Genomic DNA, 21,236 nt, shown 5'->3' on the forward strand with positions numbered 1-21,236 from the left:
AATCAGCCCGTCTTCCCACGGATCAACGCACGCACGGCAAAGCGGTTCGGGTGGCAGGCCTCGGCGACACTGGCGGCCACGGGCAGCGGTTCATCATTGATCCAGGCTGCCAGCAACTCGCCGCACAACGGCGCGGTGATCAGGCCACGTGAGCCGTGACCGCTGTTGACGTACAGCCCGTCGAGCCAGGGGCAGGGGGTGTCCGGTACTTGCCGGGCGTCCTTGCGCAGCACGCCGTAGGCCTGGTCAAACGCCTCGCGATCCGCCAGCGGGCCGACGATGGGCAAGTAGTCCGGGCTGGTGCAGCGAAAGGCGGCACGGCCCTGCAGGATCGTCGGGTCCAGCGTTTCGGCCTGCAGGCGCTCGGCCAAGTCTGCCGAGATGTCCTGGAGCAGCGCCAGGTTGCCGGCGTGCTCGGCGGCCGTGGGCGTGAGGTCATCGCTCTTGAAGTCGAAGCTGGCGCCCAGCGTGTGCTCGCCCAGGCGCGGCGGTGCCACATAACCTTCGGCACACACCACCGTGGTGAGCGCTGCGCTGTCAGCGGTTTGCGGCAGGCGGGTGATCTGCCCACGAATGCGCTTGAGGGGCAGGTCGGCAAATCGCTGGACCTCGGCGGCGCCGGCCAGTACCACCACGGCGGCGCTGGCCAACAGGCGATCACCGTCCCAGGCTTGCCAGTGGTCATCGACTTTGCGCAGGTCGAGTACCTCATGGTGCGGCAGCACGCTGATACCGGGCTGACCGGCTTGCCATTCACACAGCGCGGGCGGGTGCACCCAACCGCCTTCGGGGAAGAACAGGCCGCCGTGCGCCAGGACGATACCGGCTTTGGCCTGGGCCTGCTCGCGGTCGAGCAGGTGCAACAGGTCGGGTGCGAATGCCTCGGCAAGTTGGGCCTGGCGCTGGCCTTCCTTGGCATCGAACGCCAGTTGCAGCACGCCGCAGCCATCCCAGTCCACACCGCGGTGCAGGTGTTCCAGCAGGCGACGGGTATAACCGAAGCCCGCGACGATCAGTTGCGACAGCGCCGTGCCATGGGCTGACAGCTTGAGGTACAGCACGCCCTGAGGGTTGCCCGACGCTTCCTGGGCCAATGCCGGGTGGCGCTCCAGAATGCTTACCCGCCAACCGCGTGCTGCCAGGCTGGCGGCACTGGCGCAACCGGCCAGGCCCCCGCCGATGACCAGCGCATGGCGTTCGCCTTGGGGCGCAGGCGGTCGTGCGAACCACGGCTTGGCCTGAGGCGGCGCTGGAGTATCGGCCGGCCAGCCGAGGAATTCGCCGCGCAGGATCTCCCACTTGTGGCCGATGCCGGGCGTGCGCTTCATCTTGAAACCGGCAGCGTTGATCAAGCGGCGAACCCAGCCGGTGCTGGTGAAGGTGCTGATGGTCGAGCCGGGGGCTGCGAGGCGCGCCAGTTCGGCAAACAGCTCGGCGGTCCACATCTCGGGGTTTTTGGCCGGGGCGAAACCATCGAGAAACCAAGCGTCGATGTGCGCGTCCAGTTGCGGCAATTGCTCCAGCACGTCGCCGATCAACAGGGTCAGGGTCACGCGGCCGTTATCCAGCACCAGGCGTTGGAAGCCTTGGTGAATGGCAATGTACTGCACCAGCAATTGCTCGGCGAAGGGTTGCAGCTCGGGCCAGAGGGCGAGGGCGCGTTGCAGGTCGGGGTGGCTCAGCGGGTATTTCTCCACGCTGACAAAATGCAGGCGCGCGCCGGTCACCGCGTGTTGCTCAAACAACTGCCAGGCACACAGGAAATTCAACCCGGTGCCGAACCCTGTTTCGCCAATCACCAAGCGCCCGCCCGCCGGCAGGGCGGCAAAACGCTCCTGCAAACGGTTCTGTTCGAGGAACACATAGCGGGTTTCTTCAAGGCCCGATTGGTCGGAAAAGTACACATCGTCGAACACCCGCGAGTGCGGGCGACCTTGTTCATCCCAGTCAAGCTGGGCGTGGGTGATGGGGTTCATGGGCGGCTCGGCAAAATCAAGGCGGCCATTCTAGCCGATCAATGGGCTTTGAATTGACCCACGGCAAGCGTGGGTGGAATTTCCTCCCGCGTGTTGTTGCCCAATCCGCTAGTCTTGATCCATCTTCACACGGAGCTGCCCATGTTCGAATCCGCCGAAATCGGTCACGCCATCGACAAAGACACCTACGACGCCGAAGTGCCGGCGCTGCGCGAAGCCCTGCTGGAAGTGCAGTACGAGCTGCAGCAGCAGAAGCGCTTCCCGGTGATCATCCTGATTAACGGTATCGAAGGCGCCGGCAAGGGCGAGACCGTCAAGCTGCTCAATGAATGGATGGACCCGCGCCTGATCGAGGTGCGCACCTTCGACCAGCAGACCGACGAAGAACTGGCCCGCCCACCGGCGTGGCGCTACTGGCGGCAGCTGCCGGCCAAGGGGCGCATGGGCATCTTTTTCGGCAACTGGTACAGCCAGATGCTGCAAGGCCGGGTGCACGGGCAGATCAAGGACGCACGCCTGGACCAGGCCATTGCCGGCGCCGAACGCCTGGAAAAAATGCTCTGCGATGAAGGCGCGCTGATCTTCAAGTTCTGGTTCCACCTGTCCAAGAAACAGATGAAGGCACGGCTCAAGGCCCTGGCCGACGACCCGCTGCACAGCTGGCGCATCAGCCCGCTGGATTGGCAGCAATCGGAGACCTACGACAAGTTCGTGCACTTCGGTGAGCGCATCCTGCGCCGCACCAGCCGCGACTATGCGCCTTGGCATGTCATCGAAGGTGTGGACGCCCATTATCGTGGGCTTACCGTGGGCAAGCTGCTGCTGGAAGGCCTGCAGAATGCTCTCAAACTGCCAAAGGGCAAGGCCAGCGGCATGAACCCGGCGCCGCTGATTGCGTCGGTGGACAAAAAGAGCCTGCTCGACAGCCTGGACATGACCCTGCGCCTGGAGAAGGACGACTACGAAGAACAGCTGATCACCGAGCAGGCGCGCTTCTCTGGCCTGATGCGCGACAAGCGCATGCGCAAGCACGCCTTGGTCACCGTGTTCGAAGGCAACGATGCGGCGGGCAAGGGCGGGGCGATTCGCCGGGTGGCGGCGGCGCTGGACCCGCGCCAGTACCACATCGTGCCGATTGCCGCGCCGAGTGAAGACGAGCGTGCCCAGCCTTACTTGTGGCGCTTCTGGCAGAAGATCCCGGCGCGGGGCATGTTCACGGTGTTCGACCGCTCCTGGTACGGCCGCGTGCTGGTGGAGCGCATCGAAGGCTTCTGCACCCCGGCCGACTGGATGCGCGCCTATGGCGAGATCAACGACTTCGAGGAGCAACTACGCGATGCCGGGGTGATCGTGGTCAAGTTCTGGCTGGCCATCGACAAGGACACCCAACTGGAACGTTTCCAGGCTCGCGAGGAGATTCCGTTCAAGCGTTTCAAGATCACCGAAGACGACTGGCGCAACCGCGACAAATGGGACGACTACCGCGCGGCCGTCGGCGACATGGTCGACCGCACCAGCACCGAAGTGGCGCCCTGGACCCTGGTGGAGGCCAACGACAAGCGCTGGGCGCGGGTCAAGGTCTTGCGCACCATCAACCTGGCGCTGGAAGAGGCGTTCGCCAAATCCGACAAGCACGACAAGAAGAAAAAGAAATAACCCGTGGCCCGTCATCATGGGTTTGCATATCCGGGGTGAATGATCATCGCGGTTGGCGGGATCGGGATCTATCCTCGATCCATCTCCTGACAACCACAAGATCGAGGTAGCCCATGCGTGAAGTAGTGATCGTCGACAGCGTGCGAACCGGCCTGGCCAAGTCCTTTCGCGGCAAGTTCAATCAGACACGCCCGGATGACATGGCGGCCCATTGCGTCAACGCGTTGCTCACCCGCAACGGCATTGACCCGGCGACGGTGGAGGACTGCATCGTGGGTGCCGGCTCCAACGAAGGCGCCCAGGGCTACAACATCGGGCGCAACGTGGCGGTGCTCTCGCAATTGGGCACCGGTACGGCCGGGATGACCCTCAATCGTTTCTGCTCTTCGGGGCTGCAAGCGATTGCCATTGCGGCCAACCAGATTGCCTCGGGGTGCAGCGATATCATCGTTGCCGGCGGTGTGGAATCCATCAGCCTGACCATGAAAAGCGTCAACACCGATAACCTGATCAACCCGCTGCTTAAAGAGCAGGTGCCGGGTATCTACTTCCCCATGGGCCAGACCGCCGAGATTGTCGCGCGCCGCTACAACGTCAGCCGCGAAGAGCAGGACCTGTACGCCCTGCAAAGCCAGCAGCGCACGGCCCAGGCCCAGGCCGATGGCTTGTTCAACGATGAAATCGTGCCCATGGCCGTCAAGTACAAGGTCGAGGACAAGAACACCGGCGCCGTGCAAGTGCTCGACGGCGTGGTGGATCGCGATGACTGCAACCGCCCCGACACCACCCTGGCCAGCTTGCAGGGCTTGAAGCCCGTGTTTGCCGAAGACGGCTCGGTGACGGCGGGCAACTCTTCGCAATTGTCCGACGGCGCTTCGATGACGTTGGTCATGAGCCTGGAAAAGGCCCTGGCCCTGGGGCTCAAGCCCAAGGCGTTTTTCCGGGGCTTTACCGTGGCCGGCTGTGAGCCGGACGAGATGGGCATCGGTCCGGTGTTTTCGGTGCCCAAGCTGCTCAAGGCCAAGGGCTTGCAGGTGGCGGACATCGACCTGTGGGAGCTCAACGAAGCGTTCGCGTCCCAGTGCCTGTATGCGCGTAACCGCCTGGAGATCGACAACGCCAAGTACAACGTCAACGGCGGCTCGATTTCCATTGGCCACCCGTTCGGCATGACCGGTTCGCGGCAGGTGGGGCACCTGGTGCGTGAGTTGCAACGGCGCAACCTGCGCTACGGCATCGTCACCATGTGCGTGGGCGGCGGCATGGGCGCGACCGGATTGTTCGAAGCGGTGCGTTGATCCGTTCCTGACGAAACCGGATCAAATTGTGGGAGCTGGCTTGCCTGCGATAGCGGAGTGTCAGACCAGAATACGTTGGCTTCAAACCGCTATCGCAGGCAAGCCAGCTCCCACATTTGATTTGCGTAATGCTGAAAAAAACGCTCGCCAGCGCCCCCCTTAGTCCCCCTAGAATGCCCCTTCCACTTCCTCTGGCATCTGGGGCATTCATGCACATCTCTTCCGGCCGCTGGGTCTACGGCTTTTGCTTGACCCTGCTGACCGCACTGCTCTGGGGCATCCTCCCAGTGAAACTCAAACAGGTCCTGCAGGTGATGGACCCGATCACCGTGACCTGGTTTCGCCTGATCGTCGCTGGCAGTTGCCTGTTCATCTACCTGGCACTCACCAAACGCCTGCCCAGCCGCAAGGTGCTCGGGCCCAGAGGCGGTTGGCTGGTAGGCATGGCGGTGTGCGGCCTGGTGGGCAACTACGTGCTGTACCTGGTAGGCCTGAAAATGCTCAGCCCTGGCACCGCGCAGCTGGTGGTGCAGATGGGGCCGATCTTCCTGATGATCGCCAGTGTCTTTGTGTTCAAGGAGCGTTTCAGCCTGGGGCAAGTAGCCGGGTTGGTGGTGCTGGTCGTGGGGTTCGGCCTGTTCTTCAACCAGCGCCTTGAGGAAATGCTGACTTCGTTGGGCACCTACACCGCCGGTGTGTTGACCATCCTGCTCGCCACCACCATCTGGGTGTTTTACGCCCTGGGCCAGAAGCAATTGCTGACGGTGTGGAATTCGCTGCAGGTGATGATGGTGATCTACCTGTCGTGCGCCGTGTTGCTCACGCCCTGGGCCCACCCTCTGGAAGCCCTGGACCTCAGCCCGCTGCAAGGCTGGCTGTTGCTGGCGTGTTGCATGAATACCCTGGTGGCCTACGGCGCATTCGCCGAAGCTCTGGCCCACTGGGAAGCCTCGCGGGTGAGCGCCACCCTGGCCCTTACGCCGTTGGTGACCTTTGTCGCCGTGGCGCTGGCCGCCTGGCTGTGGCCGGACTTTGTGCAGGCCGAAGAGATCAACGCCCTGGGCTATGCCGGGGCGTTGGTGGTGATGCTGGGGTCAGCGACCGTGGCGCTGGCACCGTCGCTGATTGCCGGGCTCAAGGCCCGGCGTGTGCGCATGGCGTCTTAATTGCCCAGCATGTTTTCCGGGCGTACCCACTGGTCGAACTCTTCGTCCGTGAGGTAGCCCAGCTCCAGGGCGGCTTCGCGCAGCGTCAGCCCCTCGGCATAGGCTTTCTTGGCAATCTCTGCCGACTTGTCATAGCCGATATGCGGGTTGAGCGCAGTCACAAGCATCAGCCCGCGCTCCAGGTGTTCGGCCATCTGCCCAGCGTCGGGCTCAAGCCCGGCCACGCAATGCTCCTGGAAGTTATTGCAGCCGTCCGCCAGCAAGCGGATCGACTCCAGCAGGTTGTGGATGATCACTGGCTTGTACACGTTCAACTGCAAGTGTCCCTGGCTGGCAGCCATGCCGATGGTCACGTCATTGCCCAGTACTTGGCAGGCCAGCATCGACAGTGCTTCGCATTGGGTAGGGTTGACCTTGCCCGGCATGATCGAGCTGCCCGGTTCGTTGGCCGGCAACTTCACTTCGGCCAGCCCCGCGCGTGGCCCGGAGCCCAGCAGGCGCAGGTCATTGGCGATTTTCATCAGGGCCACCGCCAGGGTTTTCAGCGCGCCGTGCAGGGTCACCAGGGGTTCGTGGCCGGAGAGGGCGGCGAACTTGTTCGGCGCCGTGACGAACGGAAAGCCTGACAACGCAGCCAATTCGGAGGCAATGGCCTCGCCAAACCCGTGGGGCGCATTGAGCCCGGTGCCCACGGCGGTGCCACCCTGGGCCAGTTCGCACACGGCGGGCAGGGCGCTGCGGATCGCGCGTTCGGCGTAATCCAGTTGGGCAATAAAGGCAGAGAGTTCCTGGCCGAAGGTGATGGGCGTGGCGTCCATCATGTGGGTGCGGCCGGTTTTTACCAGGGTCATATGGCGCGCGGCCAGCTCGGCCAGGCCACCGGAAAGCGTGGCGATGGCCGGCAGCAAGCGCTGGTGCACGGCCTGCACGGCGGCAATGCTCATGGCCGTGGGGAAGCAGTCGTTGGAGCTTTGCGAGCGGTTCACATGATCGTTAGGGTGCACCGGGCTCTTGCCGCCACGGGTCTTGCCCGACAGCTCGTTGGCGCGGCCGGCGATCACTTCGTTGGCGTTCATGTTGCTCTGGGTGCCGCTGCCGGTCTGCCACACCACCAGCGGGAACTGGTCGTCATGCTGGCCTGCGAGCACTTCGTCGGCGGCCTGTTCGATCAGGCGGGCGATGTCGGCGGGCAGGTCGCCATTGCGGTCGTTGACCCGTGCGGCGGCTTTCTTGATCAGGGCCAGGGCGTGCAATACCGCCAGGGGCATGCGCTGTTCGCCGATGGCGAAATTCACCAGCGAACGTTGGGTCTGGGCGCCCCAGTAAGCGTCATCCGGGACATGGACTTCTCCCAGGCTGTCGGTTTCGATACGGCTCATCGGGCACACTCCTTCAGGTCTGTTTGCGCAGTTTAGGCCGTGATCGACCGGGTGGGTTCCCTAAAAGACTTTTCATCGGGCAATCCAGGCCCGACAAGGCTCGGGGTTGAGCCATAAGGTTTTTTAGGCGCAGAATGGGCGCCCTTGGGGTCTTACCTCGCCTGCTAGAAAAGGAAACTCGATGACTCGTCTTCGTGCCATCTGTACCGCGGTTGCTCTGGTTTGCGCCAGCGGCCAGGTTTTTGCCGATACCGCCAGCCACAACGCCAGTGCCGAAGCCTTCCTTACCCTGGCCCATGCCGACAAGCTGGGTACCCCGGTGTACATGCAAGTGCAGCAAATGTTCGCCCAGCGTTTCGAACAGACCAAGGCGCCTGCCGCCAAGCAGTCCGTACTGGACAGCTACCAGGCCAAGGCCAACGCCGCGCTGGACCAGGCCATTGGCTGGCCGAAGCTGAAGCCGGACATGGTCAAGCTCTACACCAGCAACTTCAGCGAATCCGAGCTCAAGGACCTGGTTGCGTTCTACCAGTCGCCACTGGGCAAGAAAGTCCTGGAAAAAATGCCGCAGCTGACCCAGCAATCGGCCCAGATGACCCAGGCCAAGCTGGAAAGCGCCGTGCCGGTGGTGAACAAGCTGCTGGAAGACATGACCAACGAGCTGACGCCTAAAGCCGCCGCTCCGGCCAAGAAGAAGTAAGCAGGAATGACCATGCAACAGCGTATCGAAACGGCGCTTGCCGCCCTGGGCACCGACCACTTGAGCGTGCTGGACGAAAGCCACATGCACAGCCGTGGGTTGCAGACCCACTTCAAGGCCGTGCTGGTCAGCCCGCAGTTCGAGGGGCTCAACCGCGTCAAGCGCCACCAGAAGGTCTACGCCACCCTGGGTGACCTGATGAGCGAGTTTCATGCGCTGGCGCTGCATACCTACACGCCTGAAGAATGGGCGAAAATCGACGCAGCCCCGGCCTCGCCGACCTGCGCCGGCGGGCATGACTGACGCACGGGTGTCTCTGGCACCGGGCATTTGTTAGAATCCGCAACGCGCCGCTTAGTCGGCGCGTTTTTTTTGCATCCGGTTCACCCCTTACGAGGGTAGCCACCTGGAGAAAACACCCATGACTCAACCGATTGTCGTGGCGGCACTGTATAAGTTCGTCACCCTCGAAGATTACGTCGCCCTGCGCGAGCCACTGCTGCAGGCGATGGTCGACAACGGCATCAAAGGCACCTTGCTGATCGCCGAAGAAGGCATCAATGGCACCGTTTCCGGCAGCCGCGAAGGCATCGATGGCCTGATCGCCTGGCTCAAGACCGACCCGCGCATGGTCGACATCGACCACAAGGAATCCTACTGCGACGAGCAGCCGTTCTATCGCACCAAGGTCAAGCTCAAGAAAGAGATCGTGACTCTGGGCGTCGAAGGCGTCGACCCGAACAAAAAGGTCGGCACCTACGTCGACCCGCAGGACTGGAACGCGCTGATCAGCGACCCGGAAGTACTGCTGATCGACACCCGTAACGACTACGAAGTGTCCATCGGCACCTTTGAAGGCGCAATCGACCCGAAAACCACCAGTTTTCGCGAATTTCCCGACTACATCAAAGCCAACTTCGACCCGGCCAAGCACAAGAAGGTCGCCATGTTCTGCACCGGTGGCATCCGTTGCGAAAAGGCGTCGAGCTACATGCTCAGCGAAGGCTTCGATGAGGTCTACCACCTCAAGGGCGGCATCCTGAAGTACCTCGAAGAGGTGCCGCAGGAAGAAACCAAATGGCAGGGCGACTGCTTTGTGTTCGACAACCGTGTGACCGTGCGCCACGACTTGAGCGAAGGCGACTACGATCAATGTCATGCCTGCCGCACACCGGTGAGCGTCGAAGACCGTGCGTCCGAGCACTATGTGGCGGGCATCAGTTGCCCGCATTGCTGGGATAAGCTGCCGGAGAAGACCCGTCGCAGCGCGATTGACCGGCAAAAGCAGATTGAGCTGGCCAAGGCCCGCAATATGCCGCACCCGATTGGCTTCAACTATAAGCAATCATCTTCCGAGGCCTGACCCATGCCCGCGCGCCTGCTCTATGTGATGGACCCGATGTGTTCCTGGTGCTGGGGTTTTGCCCCGGTGGCCGAGGCGTTGGTGGAGCAGGCCCAGGCGGCCGGCGTGGAACTGCACCTGGTGGTGGGCGGTTTGCGCACCGGCAGTGGTGCGGCGCTGGAGCCGACCACTCGGCGCTACATCCTCGAACACTGGCAGGCGGTCACCGAGGCCACCGGCCAGCCGTTCAAACGCGAAGGCGCGCTGCCTGACGGTTTTGTGTACGACACCGAGCCTGCCTGCCGCGCGATCGTCACCGCACGCAGCCTGGCGCCGGATTGTGCATGGAAGCTGCTGGGGCTGATCCAGCGGGCGTTTTATGTCGAGGGCCGTGACGTGACCCTCGCCAGCGTGCTGGTGGAGTTGGCCGAAGAGGCGGGCATCCCGCGTATCGAATTTGCCGGCGCCTTCGACCGCGCCGAGCAGCATGCCGCCACGGCCGCCGACTTCACCTGGGTGCAGGACCTGGGCATTGCCGGTTTCCCGACGCTGCTGGCCGAGCGCAATGGCCAGCTGGCCTTGCTGACCAACGGCTACCAGCCGTTGTCCGAGCTGTCGCCGCTGCTGGGCCGATGGCTGGAGCGAGCAGCCTGTGCATGACCAGCCTGACCTCACTGAGCAGCCCAAACGTACTGATCGCCTGACCTGGGCGGAAATTCGCCGCCTGGCCCTGCGTCACAAGAAATCCCTGTGGATCGCTAATGGCGTCGCCGTGCTGGCGACCCTGTGCAGCGTGCCCATCCCTCTGCTGTTGCCGTTGCTGGTAGACGAAGTGCTACTCGGCCACGGTGATGCCGCCCTGAAAGTCATGAACCACGCGCTGCCCCTGGGCTGGCAAAAAGCGGCGGGCTATATCGGCCTGATGCTGCTGGTGACCCTGCTGCTGCGCTGCGGCGCGCTGGTGTTCAACGTGGTGCAGGCGCGGTTGTTCGCGCGGTTGGCCAAGGACATCGTCTACCGTATCCGCGTGCGCCTGATCGAACGGCTCAAGCGCATTTCCCTGGGGGAATACGAAAGCCTGGGCAGCGGTACAGTCACCACGCACCTGGTCACCGACCTGGACACGCTGGACAAGTTTGTCGGCGAAACCCTCAGCCGCTTCCTGGTGGCGATGCTTACGCTGGTGGGCACTTCGGCGATCCTGGTGTGGATGCATTGGCAGCTGGCGTTGCTGATCCTGCTGTTCAACCCGCTGGTGATCTACGCCACCGTGCAGTTGGGCAAGCGCGTCAAACACTTGAAGAAGCTGGAGAACGACAGCACGTCGCGGTTTACCCAGGCCCTGACGGAAACCCTCGACGCGATCCAGGAAGTGCGCGCCGGCAACCGCCAGGGCTTCTTCCTCGGGCGCCTCGGCCAGCGTGCCCAGGAGGTGCGTGACTACGCGATCAACTCCCAATGGAAGAGCGACGCATCGAGTCGCGCCAGCGGGCTGCTGTTTCAGTTCGGCATCGACATCTTCCGCGCAGCGGCAATGCTCACCGTGTTGTTTTCCGACCTCTCCATCGGCCAGATGCTCGCGGTGTTCAGCTACCTGTGGTTCATGATCGGCCCGGTGGAGCAACTGTTGAACCTGCAATATGCCTACTACGCGGCAGGTGGGGCGCTGACGCGGATCAACGAGCTGCTGGCGCGTGCCGACGAGCCGCAATATGCCGGCGGTGAAGACCCGTTCATCGGGCGCGAAACCGTCGGTATCGAGGTGCGTGGCCTCAACTTCGGCTACGGCGAAGACCTGGTACTCGACCAGCTGAACCTGGCCATTGCGCCGGGCGAGAAGGTGGCGATTGTCGGTGCCAGCGGCGGTGGCAAAAGTACCCTGGTGCAACTGCTGCTGGGGCTGTACACGCCGCAGGCGGGCAGCATTCGTTTTGGCGGGGCGACCCAGCAGGCAATCGGCCTGGAGACCATTCGCGAGAACGTCGCCGTGGTGCTGCAACACCCGGCGCTGTTCAACGATACGGTGCGCGCCAACTTGACCATGGGCCGCGAACGCTCGGACCAGGCGTGCTGGCAGGCACTGGAAATCGCCCAGCTGGATGCTACCGTCAAGGCATTGCCCCTGGGCCTGGACAGTGTGGTGGGGCGCTCGGGTGTACGTTTTTCCGGCGGCCAGCGCCAACGCCTGGCCATTGCGCGCATGGTCCTGGCCGAGCCCAAGGTAGTGATCCTCGACGAAGCCACCTCTGCCCTGGACGCTGCCACCGAGTACAACCTGCACCAGGCGCTGGCGCGGTTTCTCAGTGGGCGTACTACACTGATCATCGCCCACCGGCTTTCAGCGGTGAAACAGGCTGACCGGGTGTTGGTGTTTGATGGTGGGCATATCGCCGAGGACGGCGACCATCAGCAGTTGATCGCCGACGGTGGCCTGTACGCCAAGCTATACGGGCATTTGCAGCAAGTGCGTTGAGGTTGAGTTTGCAATGGTTTTCTGTGATTAGTACGAGAGTCTCCCCAGGAAATAGCGGCCTTCCTGCTCCTTAATCAAGGCGCGGGCGCTTGAATCGACGCGGTCCGTTTGGTCGGGCCGGGCGAATTCCGCCAAGGCTGTGCTGTCAGGAGCGTTAACCACTCGCCGTTTTTTGGTAGTGCTTGTGCAAGGGACCTCATGAAGCAAAAGCGGACTCTCGGAACGACGTTAAGCACGCCTCGGCTATTGGGCATCGTCTGGCCCTTTATCGCGGTGGTGCTGTTCCAGGCATTATTGGGCTGCGTGAGCCTCTACGTGCTCTCGGCCGTGCGCGGTTATGTGGCGGGCGAAAGCCTGTGGTCCAAGGGCCAGAAAGACGCGATCTACTACCTGACGCTGTACGCCGACAACCGCGACGAAGCCACCTACATCAAGTATCAGCAGGCCATCGCCGTGCCCCAGGGCGGGCATGAGCTGCGCATCGCCCTGGACCATTCCACGCCCGACCTGGCCGCAGCGCGCCTGGGCATTCTCAAGGGCGGCAACCACCCGGACGACGTCTCCAGCCTGATCTGGCTGTACCTCAACTTCCGCCATTTCAGTTACCTGGAAAAAGCCATTGAGCTGTGGACCGTGGGCGACGGCTACCTCGTGCAATTGGATGACCTGGCGCAGACCATGCACCGGGCGATCACGGCCAATCAAGTCAGCAGCGGCGATGTGCGAGAGTGGAAGGCGCGCATTATTGGCATCAACGATGGGGTCACCCCGGCCGCCAAGGCGTTCAGTGATGCATTGGGCGAAGGCTCGCGAGTCATCCTGAGGTTGCTGTTGATCACCAACCTGGCCACCGCCTTGGGCTTGATCGCCCTGGCATTGTTGCGCACCCACAAATTGCTGACCCAGCGCCATGCGTTCGCCGACGCCCTGCAGGTGGAAAAGGAGCGGGCGCAGATCACCCTCGAATCGATTGGCGACGGGGTGATCACTACCGACGTCGATGGCGCCATCGCCTACATGAACCCGGCCGCCGAGGCGCTCACCCACTGGAAGTCAGCCCAGGCCCAGGGCTTGCCGCTGGCGGCGCTGTTCAACCTGCTGGATGAGAACGCCGAGCCTGACGGCTTCACCTTGATCGAGCACATCATCAAGGGCCAGCTCAGTGGTGGCAGCGAGCATTCCAAACTGATCCAGCGCCTGGACGGCAGCACAGTCTCGGTGACCCTGGTGGGCGCGCCGATCCGCAGCGCCGGCAAAGTCAGCGGGGCGGTGCTGGTGCTGCATGACATGACCCAGGAACGCCAATACATCGCCAACCTGTCCTGGCAAGCGACCCACGACGCGTTGACCGGCCTGGCCAACCGCCGCGAGTTCGAGTTCCGCCTGGAGCAGGTGCTGCAGCAGGTGGGGCGTCAGCCGGGCGGTCGGCATGCGTTGATGTTCCTGGACCTGGACCAGTTCAAGCTGGTCAACGACACCTGTGGCCATGCGGCCGGTGATGAGCTGCTGCGGCATATCTGTGCGCTGCTGCAATCGGACCTGCGCGAGGGTGACACCCTGGCGCGGCTGGGGGGCGATGAGTTCGGCATCCTGCTGGAGAACTGCCCGGCGCCGGTCGCGGAAAAGATCGCCGAGAGCCTGCGCCATACCGTGCAGAGCCTGCATTTCGTGTGGAAGGGCCGGCCGTTCATGACCACGGTCAGTATCGGGCTGGTGCATATCTCGCAAGCGCCCACCACTCTGGAAACCTCGTTGCGCGCCGCCGACATGGCCTGCTACATGGCCAAGGAAAAAGGCCGCAACCGCGTGCAGGTCTACCACGCCGATGACTCGGAGCTGTCGTTGCGTTTTGGTGAAATGGCCTGGGTGCAGCGCTTGCACATGGCGTTGGAGGAGAACCGCTTTTGCCTGTATGCACAGGAAATCTCTGCGCTGGGCCACACCGATGGGGGCGACGGCCACATAGAGATCCTGCTGCGCCTGCATGACGAGGCCGGCCGGATCATCCTGCCCGACAGTTTTATTCCAGCGGCCGAACGTTACGGCTTGATGACCTCGTTGGATCGCTGGGTGGTTGAGAACGTCTTCAAGATCATCGCCAACTGTATGCGTGAGCGCCCAGGCCGACCCATGGCGATGTGTGCGATTAATCTGTCAGGTATTACTATTGGCGATGATGATTTTCTCGGTTTTCTGCATGAGAAGTTTCAGGCTTATAACATTCCACCGACGATGATCTGTTTTGAAATAACAGAAACCAGCGCTATAGCGAATTTAGGTAGCGCGATACGATTTATCAATGAACTCAAGGCGTTAGGTTGTCATTTCTCCCTTGATGACTTTTGTGCCGGTATGTCCTCATTCGCTTATCTCAAACATTTACCTGTAGACTTCCTGAAGATCGATGGAAGTTTCGTAAAGGATATGCTGGACGACCCGATTAACCGCGCGATGGTCGAAGTGATCAATCACATTGGCCATGTCATGGGTAAGCGCACAATTGCCGAGTTTGTTGAAACACCGCAAATCGAACAGGCTTTACTTGAGATAGGTGTGGATTACGCTCAGGGTTACCTGATTGAACGACCGCAATTGTTTACCTTTGATAGCTTGCAGTGTCGACCTGTGCGGCCGCAGCCTCTGCTGTTCAAGGCGCCCGGCACATTCCGCTGAAAACTTTGCTGGTCTGTACTATCACACTTAAAAAGGAGCCCTACAGTGATCGACACATTCAACAGAACCGGCCCGCTTATGGAAGCCTCGAGTTACCCCGCCTGGGCGCAGCAATTGATCCAGGACTGTAGCGAGAGCAAGCGCCGAGTTGTCGAGCACGAACTGTACCAGCGCATGCGCGACAACACGCTCAGCGCCAAGACCATGCGCCACTACCTGATCGGTGGCTGGCCCGTGGTGGAACAGTTTGCCTTGTACATGGCACAGAACCTCACCAAGACCAAGTTTGCCCGCCATCCTGGGGAGGATATGGCGCGCCGGTGGCTGATGCGCAATATTCGCGTGGAACTGAACCACGCTGATTATTGGGTGCATTGGGCGCGGGCACATGGTGTCAGCCTCGAAGAACTGCAGGCGCAGAATGTACCGCCTGAGTTGCACGCATTGAGCCATTGGTGCTGGCACACCAGCTCGGCCGATGCGTTGATCGTGGCGATTGCCGCGACCAACTACGCCATTGAGGGGGCCACTGGGGAGTGGTCCGCCGTGGTGTGTTCCACCGGTGTGTACGCGGCAGCCTTCCCTGAGGAAGACCGCAAGCGTGCAATGAAGTGGCTGAAGATGCACGCCCAGTACGACGATGCCCACCCGTGGGAAGCGCTGGAAATCATCTGCACCCTGGCCGGGATGAACCCGAGCAAGGCCCTGCAGGTGGAGTTGCGCCAGGCGGTGTGCAAGAGCTACGACTACATGTACCTCTTCCTGGAGAGCTGCATGCGCCTGGAGAAAGAAAAGGAAAAGACGCCCGTAGCCGTTCGCGAGCGTCAGGCGCGCGTGGCCAGCGAAGCGTGATGTAAGCGTGATGGCGGGGTGCTTACCCCGCCATTGCCAAGCGGTTGCGGCCTTCGCGCTTGGCCACGTACAGCGCGTTGTCGGCGCGGCGCAACAAGCTGTCAGCGGTCTCTGCTGCCAACAAGGTCGAGCAACCCAGGCTCACCGTCAATTCGATCCGCGTACCGTCCGCCCAATAATCCTGGGCTTGTGCCGCCTGGCGCAGGCGCTCACCGACCATCGCCGCCGCTTCCCGGCCGGTGTTCGACAGCAGGATCAGAAACTCTTCCCCGCCAAACCGAAACACCATGTCCACATTGCGCAACTGGCTTTTGATCGCGCCAGCCACGGCGCGCAGCACGTTATCGCCGGCAGCATGGCCGTGGGTGTCGTTGATTTTCTTGAAGTGGTCGATGTCCAGCATCAGCAAAGACAGCGGGCTCAGATGCCGACGTGCCATGTCGATTTCCCGTTGCAGGGTCTGGTCCATGGCGATGCGGTTGCCGGTTTCGGTCAAGGGGTCGCGCAGGGCGCTGCGGGTGGCGGCGCGGTAGAGCAGGGCGTTGCGCATGGGGTACAGCAAGGTGGCCAACAACGATTCGAGCTGCCCGAGTTCTTCTTCGACCAGGCGCTGGTTGCGACGGAAGATCAGCTCGCCCAGGTGCTCGCCTTCATGGCTCAAGGTGTAGCTCACCGAGTGATGGCCGCGATGGCCGAACTCCAGGCGCAGGTCGCTGGCTTCGTGGCGATAATGCAGGGCGTCCAAAGGGACAAGGCGTTGGATCTCGCGGAAAAACAGGCCGAGGATGCGCTCCGGCTCCAGGCTGGTTTGCAAGTGCAGGCCCAATTGCTGGCGCAGTTGAGCGATCGACGCAGGGCGGCGAATGGGGAGGAGGGAAGGCTGACCAAAGCCCAGGCGTTGCAATTTGGCACTGTCGAAGTCAATTGCGTGAGTCTGGGTCGGTGTTTTCATAAGCGATCGGCCTCTAAGCACTTACTGTCTTACAGGCTCGATGAGAGTGGCGAGTGCCAAGCGTCTTACTGTTCCTTCAGTTCCGTAAAACATTGGAAACAGTTTAAACCGCTTTGCCAAGGGTTATAACCCCTGGGTACTGCCGCACGTCTTGTCATCGCTTAACCTGCTTGGAAAAGGTTAGAGCGAGATTCATGCCAAATCGTTTCTCTGAAATAAAACGCCTTATAAATCAAGCGACTGTTTCCAACCTTGAAAACAGCCGCTGAATGGTGACGCCAGTTATTTGGCAACTAAGCGGGCGGCCTTACTGTTTTTGGGGATCGAACTGTTTATCGCGAATAAACAATGCGGGGATCACACCACAAATAAAGTACGCACCGCCCATCACCAGGAAGCCCATGCCGATGGAGCCGTGGGACGCCAGGAAACCGATGGCCGCCGGCGCCACTGCTGCGCCAATACGCCCGATGTTGTAGGCGCCGCCCACTGCCGAACCGCGAAATTTCGCCTCGAAGCTTTCTGTCATGTAGGTAGCGTTCACACCGTAGGGAATCCCGTACAGGAAGCCGAACACTACCAGCATCCACAGGATGTTCTCGGGGCTTTGATACAACACGATCACGGGCAGGAAGATCGCCGTGCCCAGGGCGCCGAAGGCGAACACGGTGCGGCGGCCTAAACGATCTGCCGCAAGGCCGGCGAGGATCTTGCCGAAAATCATCGCGGCATAAGTGCCGACCATGTAGCTGGTCATCGATTTGAAGTTCATCCCCAATTCGCTTTCCAGGTAGGACGGCATCCAGTTGTTCACGCCGTAGTAGCCGAACTGCAGGAAGCCTGCGGTGAGCGCCCACAGCAGAAACATGCGGCTGGCTTTCGGGTCGCTGAAGATCAGCTTGAACATGCCGTCGGGCTTTTTCTGTGTGGCCTGGCGCTTGCCGTTGGCTTTCTCTTTGGCGCGCTCGGCCTGGGCGGTGATCCAGGCCTGGGGTTCTGGTACCAGGCGTTGCATCAGCACCGCCAGGATCACCGGGATGATCGCCACGTAGAACAACCAGCGCCAGCCGTGCTCAGGCAGGATCCAGCCTGCCAGCAGGGTGGCGACGATGTAACCCACCGACCAACCGGCCTGCAGGGTGCCGAGTACGGTGGTGCGATAGCGTGTCGGGACGTATTCGGCCATCAGGGTATTGCACGCCACGTAGAGGGCGCCCAGGCCCAGGGAGGCGAAAAAACGTGTGCTCGCGAACTGCCAATAACTGTGGGTCATGCCCAGCACCGCCGTGCCGACAGAGAACAGCACGATGCTCCACACCACGGTTTTCACCCGGCCGAAACGGTCGCAGGCCCAGCCGCCGTAGATCCCACCGATGGCCATGCCCGCCAGGGTGAAGCTGCCCAGGCTGCCAGCCTCGACGCTGGTCAGGCCAAACTCAGCCTTGAGGCTGCTGAGGCTGTAAGACAGCAACATCAGGTCTGCACCATCGATCAACAGGCCGAGGAAGCAGAAGGCGAACACAACAATCCACAGTTTGCTTTTTGCAGGCGACAACGCGCCCGCCGATGCGGCGACTTCCATAGCGATACCTTGTTTGTAGTTGTTAGGGCATTGGGTATGGGTGAAGCGGTGAAACCTAGCGTTGCGCCGCGCGAATCATGTTGCGGGCAATCACCAACTGCTGGATCTGCGTCGTGCCCTCATACAGGCGGAACAAGCGCACATCCCGGTAGAACCGTTCGATGGCGTATTCGCTGATGTAGCCGGCGCCGCCATGGATTTGCACACAGCGGTCGGCGACGCGGCCGCACATTTCGGTGGCGAACATCTTCGAGCACGAGGCTTCGGTGCCGATGTCCTGGCCTTCATCGCGCTTGCGCGCGGCGTCCAGCACCATGCAGCGGGCGGCGTAGATCTCGGCCTTGCTGTCGGCGAGCATCGCCTGGATTAACTGGAACTCGGCGATCGGTTGGCCGAACTGCTTGCGCTCGATGGCGTAGTGCAGGGCGTCATTCAACATGCGTTCCGCAGCACCGACACTGACGGCGGCGATGTGCAGGCGACCCTTGTCGAGCACCTTCATGGCGGTCTTGAAGCCCACGCCTTCAACGCCGCCGATCAACTGGCTGACGGGTACGCGCACATTGTCGAAAATCACGTCGCTGGTGTGGGCACCTTGCTGGCCCATCTTGTGGTCGCGCTTGCCCAGGGACAGGCCGGGGGTGTCACGCTCAACGATAAATGCGCTGATGCCACCCGAGCCTTTGATCGTCGAGTCTGTGCGTGCCATCACCGTGAAAATGCCGGCGTGGGGTGCGTTGGTGATAAAGCGCTTGGTGCCGTTGATCACGTAGTGGTCGCCATCGCGCACGGCGGTGGTTTTCAGCGAGGCGGCGTCGGAGCCGGAATCGGGTTCGGTCAGGCAGAACGAGCTGAGCAGATCGCCGCTGGCCAGCAACGGCAGGTAGTGCTCTTTTTGTGCGTCGGTGCCGTCTAGCAGGATGCCGATGGAACCGATGCCATTGTTGGTGCCGAAGTAGGAACGGAACGCCGGTGAGGTGCGCCCCAGTTCAAAGGCGATGGTCACCTCTTCTTCCATGGTCAGGCCCAGGCCGCCGTAGGCTTCGGGAATGGTCAGGCCGAACAGGCCCATGTCCTGGAACTGGCTGACGATGTCCGCCGGGATTTCATCGGTCTCGGCGACTTCGTTTTCCCGTGGGATCAGCGCTTCGTCGACGAACTGCGCGATGGCGTCCACCAGGATATGAAGCGTTTGTGCGTCTCGGATCATGTGCATTCCTCAGCGGCCCGTTTGGCGGGCCTGTTATCGTCGATCTGCCGAGGCCATGCACCGGTCCAGCTAGCGGGTGGCGGCCTCGATGTTGTTCACCATGTGCTTGAGGCGTGGGCCGATGTCGTCTTCGAGTTTCTCCCGCGAGAGGTGGAAACTCGGTCCGCCACAGTTGAACGCCAGCAAGCCGTGTTGTGCGTGTCGCAGCGGTACGGCGATGGCGTTGACATCGCGGTGCCACTCACCGATCGACATGCAATAGCCGAAGTCGGTGTAGTCCCGGAAGGCGCGTTCCAGCCCCTTGCGGATGGTTGGCCACTCCTCCAGATGACGCTGGCGGATGTGGTCGAGAATGAACTCCCGCTCGTTTTCCGGCATCGCTGCCAGGCAGGCGCGGCCTGCTGAACTCAAGTGCAACGGCAACCGCGTACCGACCTGGCGGCGCATGGTCATGTTCGCTTCGCCCTGGACCACGTCCAGGTACACCGCATCGAGGCGGTCCCGGGTGGCCATCGCGACGGCGGCCTGGGCGTACTTGGCCATGGTCTCCATCAACGGGTGGGCCACGGCCCGTACCGACAGGTTCGACAACATGGCGTAACCGAAGGCCATCACGCCCACGTCCAGCTGATACCGACCCGACTGCGGCATTTGCTTGAGGTAACCCAAGCGCATCAGGGTGTGGGTCATCCGCGTGATCGTCGGCTTTGGCAGCCCGGTCTTGCGCGCCAGTTCCTGGTTGCCCAGCACACTCTCGCTCGGCGTGAAGCAGCGCAGCAGTTCCAGGCCGCGCGCCAGGGCGGTGACGAACTGGCGGTCCTTGTCTTCCTCCTCATCGCTGTTCATGGGGTCAATCAGCACATGCTCGAAGGCGGTGTTGCCTGCAGGCACTTCGGTGCTGTCCGCATCCAGGTTTCGACGGCGCATGGTAAGCCTCATTTTTTTATAAAATCAACAAAACAAAATAGTATTCCGCACAGCGAAACTAAGCAAATTTTTAAAGTGCGGCTCCAGTGACTGATAAAAACCTTAAAAACAAAGGCTTATAGGCCATTTACAAATGCGTTCGAGTTTTTACGTTTACACCCGCAGAGCCGATACCTATGATTATCGCTAAATACGGAATGTTATTTCGCATAGCGAAACTAATAGCGGTCCAACTAACAAGAACGTTGCAGCAGGAGTGAATGTGACCAGCGCAAACCCATCCGTGGTGACCCTCGACGTCCAGGATAACGGCGTGGCCGTGGTGCGTATCCACCGCCCCGACGTGAAGAACGCCCTCAATGCCCAGGTGCGCGAAGCACTGGCCGAGCACTTTCGTGACTTGGCCAAGCGCCGCGATGTGCGTGCCATCGTGCTCACCGGTGGCGAGCAATTCTTCGTCGCTGGCGCGGACATCAAGGAGTTCGCCAATGCAGGCGCAATCGATATGTACCGCCGCCACACCGAGTACCTGTGGGAAGCCATCAGCCGCTGCCCCAAACCGGTGATTGCGGCGGTCAACGGGTTTGCCCTGGGCGGTGGGTGCGAATTGGCGATGCACTGCGACCTGATTGTGGCCGGCGAGTCGGCGCGGTTTGCCCAGCCGGAAGTGAAGCTCGGCTTGATGCCAGGGGCGGGCGGGACCCAACGTTTGATTCGTGCGGTGGGCAAATTCCAGGCGATGCGCATTGCGCTCACCGGCTGCATGGTCTCTGCGCCGGAAGCCCTGGCCATGGGCATGCTCAGCGAGATGGTCCCCGACCACCAGACACTGCCTCGCGCCCTGGAACTGGCCGCGCAGATCGCCGCCTTGCCGCCCTTGGCGGTGGAGCAAATCAAGGAGGTGATGTTGGCCGGCGCCGACTTGCCGCTGGAAAGCGCCCTGGTGCTGGAGCGCAAGGCGTTCCAATTGCTGTTCGACTCCAAGGACCAGAAGGAGGGCGCCGCCGCGTTCTTCGAGAAGCGCACGCCGCACTATCGGGGGGAATAAGC

At 61.7% G+C, this 21,236-nt stretch carries 17 protein-coding genes; 11 read left to right on the top strand and 6 right to left on the bottom strand.

Translation table 11 applies throughout. The features are described 5' to 3' along the window. Positions 1-2: 2 nt before the first annotated feature. Complete coding sequence (mnmC, locus tag HX792_RS22170; protein WP_176998095.1) at positions 3-1,976, bottom strand: bifunctional tRNA (5-methylaminomethyl-2-thiouridine)(34)-methyltransferase MnmD/FAD-dependent 5-carboxymethylaminomethyl-2-thiouridine(34) oxidoreductase MnmC; 1,974 nt, start codon at positions 1,974-1,976, stop codon at positions 3-5. A 141-nt stretch (positions 1,977-2,117) separates the two neighbouring features. On the opposite strand from mnmC, the gene pap reads away from it, so the two are divergent. From pap to HX792_RS22185, 3 genes are all read left to right on the top strand, one after another. Then, complete coding sequence (pap, locus tag HX792_RS22175) at positions 2,118-3,632, top strand: polyphosphate:AMP phosphotransferase (protein WP_176998096.1); 1,515 nt, start codon at positions 2,118-2,120, stop codon at positions 3,630-3,632. 113 nt (positions 3,633-3,745) lie between these two features. Further along, positions 3,746-4,930: a thiolase family protein gene (locus tag HX792_RS22180; RefSeq protein WP_176998097.1), complete on the top strand. Its 1,185-nt coding sequence runs from the start codon at positions 3,746-3,748 to the stop codon at positions 4,928-4,930. A 209-nt stretch (positions 4,931-5,139) separates the two neighbouring features. Continuing rightward, on the top strand, positions 5,140-6,096 hold the full coding sequence (locus HX792_RS22185) for a DMT family transporter (protein ID WP_176998098.1): 957 nt from the start codon (positions 5,140-5,142) through the stop codon (positions 6,094-6,096). Here the strand turns inward: HX792_RS22185 and HX792_RS22190 are convergent. Next, positions 6,093-7,475 carry a class II fumarate hydratase gene (locus HX792_RS22190; protein ID WP_176998099.1) on the bottom strand — a complete coding sequence of 461 codons (1,383 nt, stop codon included), beginning with the start codon at positions 7,473-7,475 and terminating at the stop codon, positions 6,093-6,095. The genes HX792_RS22185 and HX792_RS22190 overlap by 4 nt on opposite strands. Positions 7,476-7,656: 181 nt before the next feature. Here HX792_RS22190 and HX792_RS22195 point away from each other — a divergent pair, with 181 nt between their 5' ends. The 7 genes from HX792_RS22195 (at position 7,657) to HX792_RS22225 (ending at position 15,515) form a co-directional block, all read left to right on the top strand. Continuing rightward, positions 7,657-8,175 carry a DUF2059 domain-containing protein gene (locus HX792_RS22195; RefSeq protein ID WP_010567461.1) on the top strand — a complete coding sequence of 173 codons (519 nt, stop codon included), beginning with the start codon at positions 7,657-7,659 and terminating at the stop codon, positions 8,173-8,175. Positions 8,176-8,181: 6 nt separating this feature from the next. Beyond that, positions 8,182-8,478: a BolA family transcriptional regulator gene (locus HX792_RS22200; protein WP_038847405.1), complete on the top strand. Its 297-nt coding sequence runs from the start codon at positions 8,182-8,184 to the stop codon at positions 8,476-8,478. A gap of 118 nt (positions 8,479-8,596) precedes the next feature. Then, positions 8,597-9,538 carry a rhodanese-related sulfurtransferase gene (locus HX792_RS22205; RefSeq protein ID WP_176998100.1) on the top strand — a complete coding sequence of 314 codons (942 nt, stop codon included), beginning with the start codon at positions 8,597-8,599 and terminating at the stop codon, positions 9,536-9,538. Positions 9,539-9,574: 36 nt separating this feature from the next. Further along, on the top strand, positions 9,575-10,177 hold the full coding sequence (locus HX792_RS22210; RefSeq protein ID WP_176998115.1) for a DsbA family protein: 603 nt from the start codon (positions 9,575-9,577) through the stop codon (positions 10,175-10,177). Further along, positions 10,170-11,990: an ABC transporter ATP-binding protein gene (locus HX792_RS22215; protein ID WP_176998101.1), complete on the top strand. Its 1,821-nt coding sequence runs from the start codon at positions 10,170-10,172 to the stop codon at positions 11,988-11,990. The genes HX792_RS22210 and HX792_RS22215 overlap by 8 nt, the downstream gene beginning before the upstream one ends. A 198-nt stretch (positions 11,991-12,188) precedes the next feature. Next, positions 12,189-14,663: an EAL domain-containing protein gene (locus tag HX792_RS22220; protein ID WP_176998102.1), complete on the top strand. Its 2,475-nt coding sequence runs from the start codon at positions 12,189-12,191 to the stop codon at positions 14,661-14,663. A gap of 78 nt (positions 14,664-14,741) precedes the next feature. Further along, entirely contained in the window at positions 14,742-15,515 is a 774-nt protein-coding gene (locus HX792_RS22225) for a TenA family transcriptional regulator (protein WP_218172755.1), read from the top strand. Positions 15,516-15,537: 22 nt separating this feature from the next. Here HX792_RS22225 and HX792_RS22230 read toward each other — a convergent pair whose 3' ends face one another. From HX792_RS22230 to HX792_RS22245, 4 genes are all read right to left on the bottom strand, one after another. Beyond that, the gene (locus HX792_RS22230) at positions 15,538-16,467 is read right to left on the bottom strand and encodes a GGDEF domain-containing protein (RefSeq protein ID WP_176998104.1); all 930 of its coding nucleotides are present in this window, start codon (positions 16,465-16,467) and stop codon (positions 15,538-15,540) included. A gap of 307 nt (positions 16,468-16,774) precedes the next feature. Then, the gene (locus HX792_RS22235; RefSeq protein WP_176998105.1) at positions 16,775-18,049 is read right to left on the bottom strand and encodes an MFS transporter; all 1,275 of its coding nucleotides are present in this window, start codon (positions 18,047-18,049) and stop codon (positions 16,775-16,777) included. A gap of 55 nt (positions 18,050-18,104) precedes the next feature. Further along, positions 18,105-19,259, bottom strand: coding sequence for an acyl-CoA dehydrogenase family protein (locus HX792_RS22240; protein WP_176998106.1), 1,155 nt, complete (start codon positions 19,257-19,259; stop codon positions 18,105-18,107). Between the two features lie 69 nt (positions 19,260-19,328). Further along, on the bottom strand, positions 19,329-20,186 hold the full coding sequence (locus HX792_RS22245) for an IclR family transcriptional regulator (RefSeq protein WP_176998107.1): 858 nt from the start codon (positions 20,184-20,186) through the stop codon (positions 19,329-19,331). A 262-nt stretch (positions 20,187-20,448) separates the two neighbouring features. On the opposite strand from HX792_RS22245, the gene HX792_RS22250 reads away from it, so the two are divergent. Beyond that, complete coding sequence (locus tag HX792_RS22250; RefSeq protein ID WP_176998108.1) at positions 20,449-21,234, top strand: enoyl-CoA hydratase; 786 nt, start codon at positions 20,449-20,451, stop codon at positions 21,232-21,234. Positions 21,235-21,236: the final 2 nt, after the last annotated feature.

The organism is Pseudomonas sp. B6002 (assembly GCF_013385985.1).
GTDB lineage: Bacteria > Pseudomonadota > Gammaproteobacteria > Pseudomonadales > Pseudomonadaceae > Aquipseudomonas.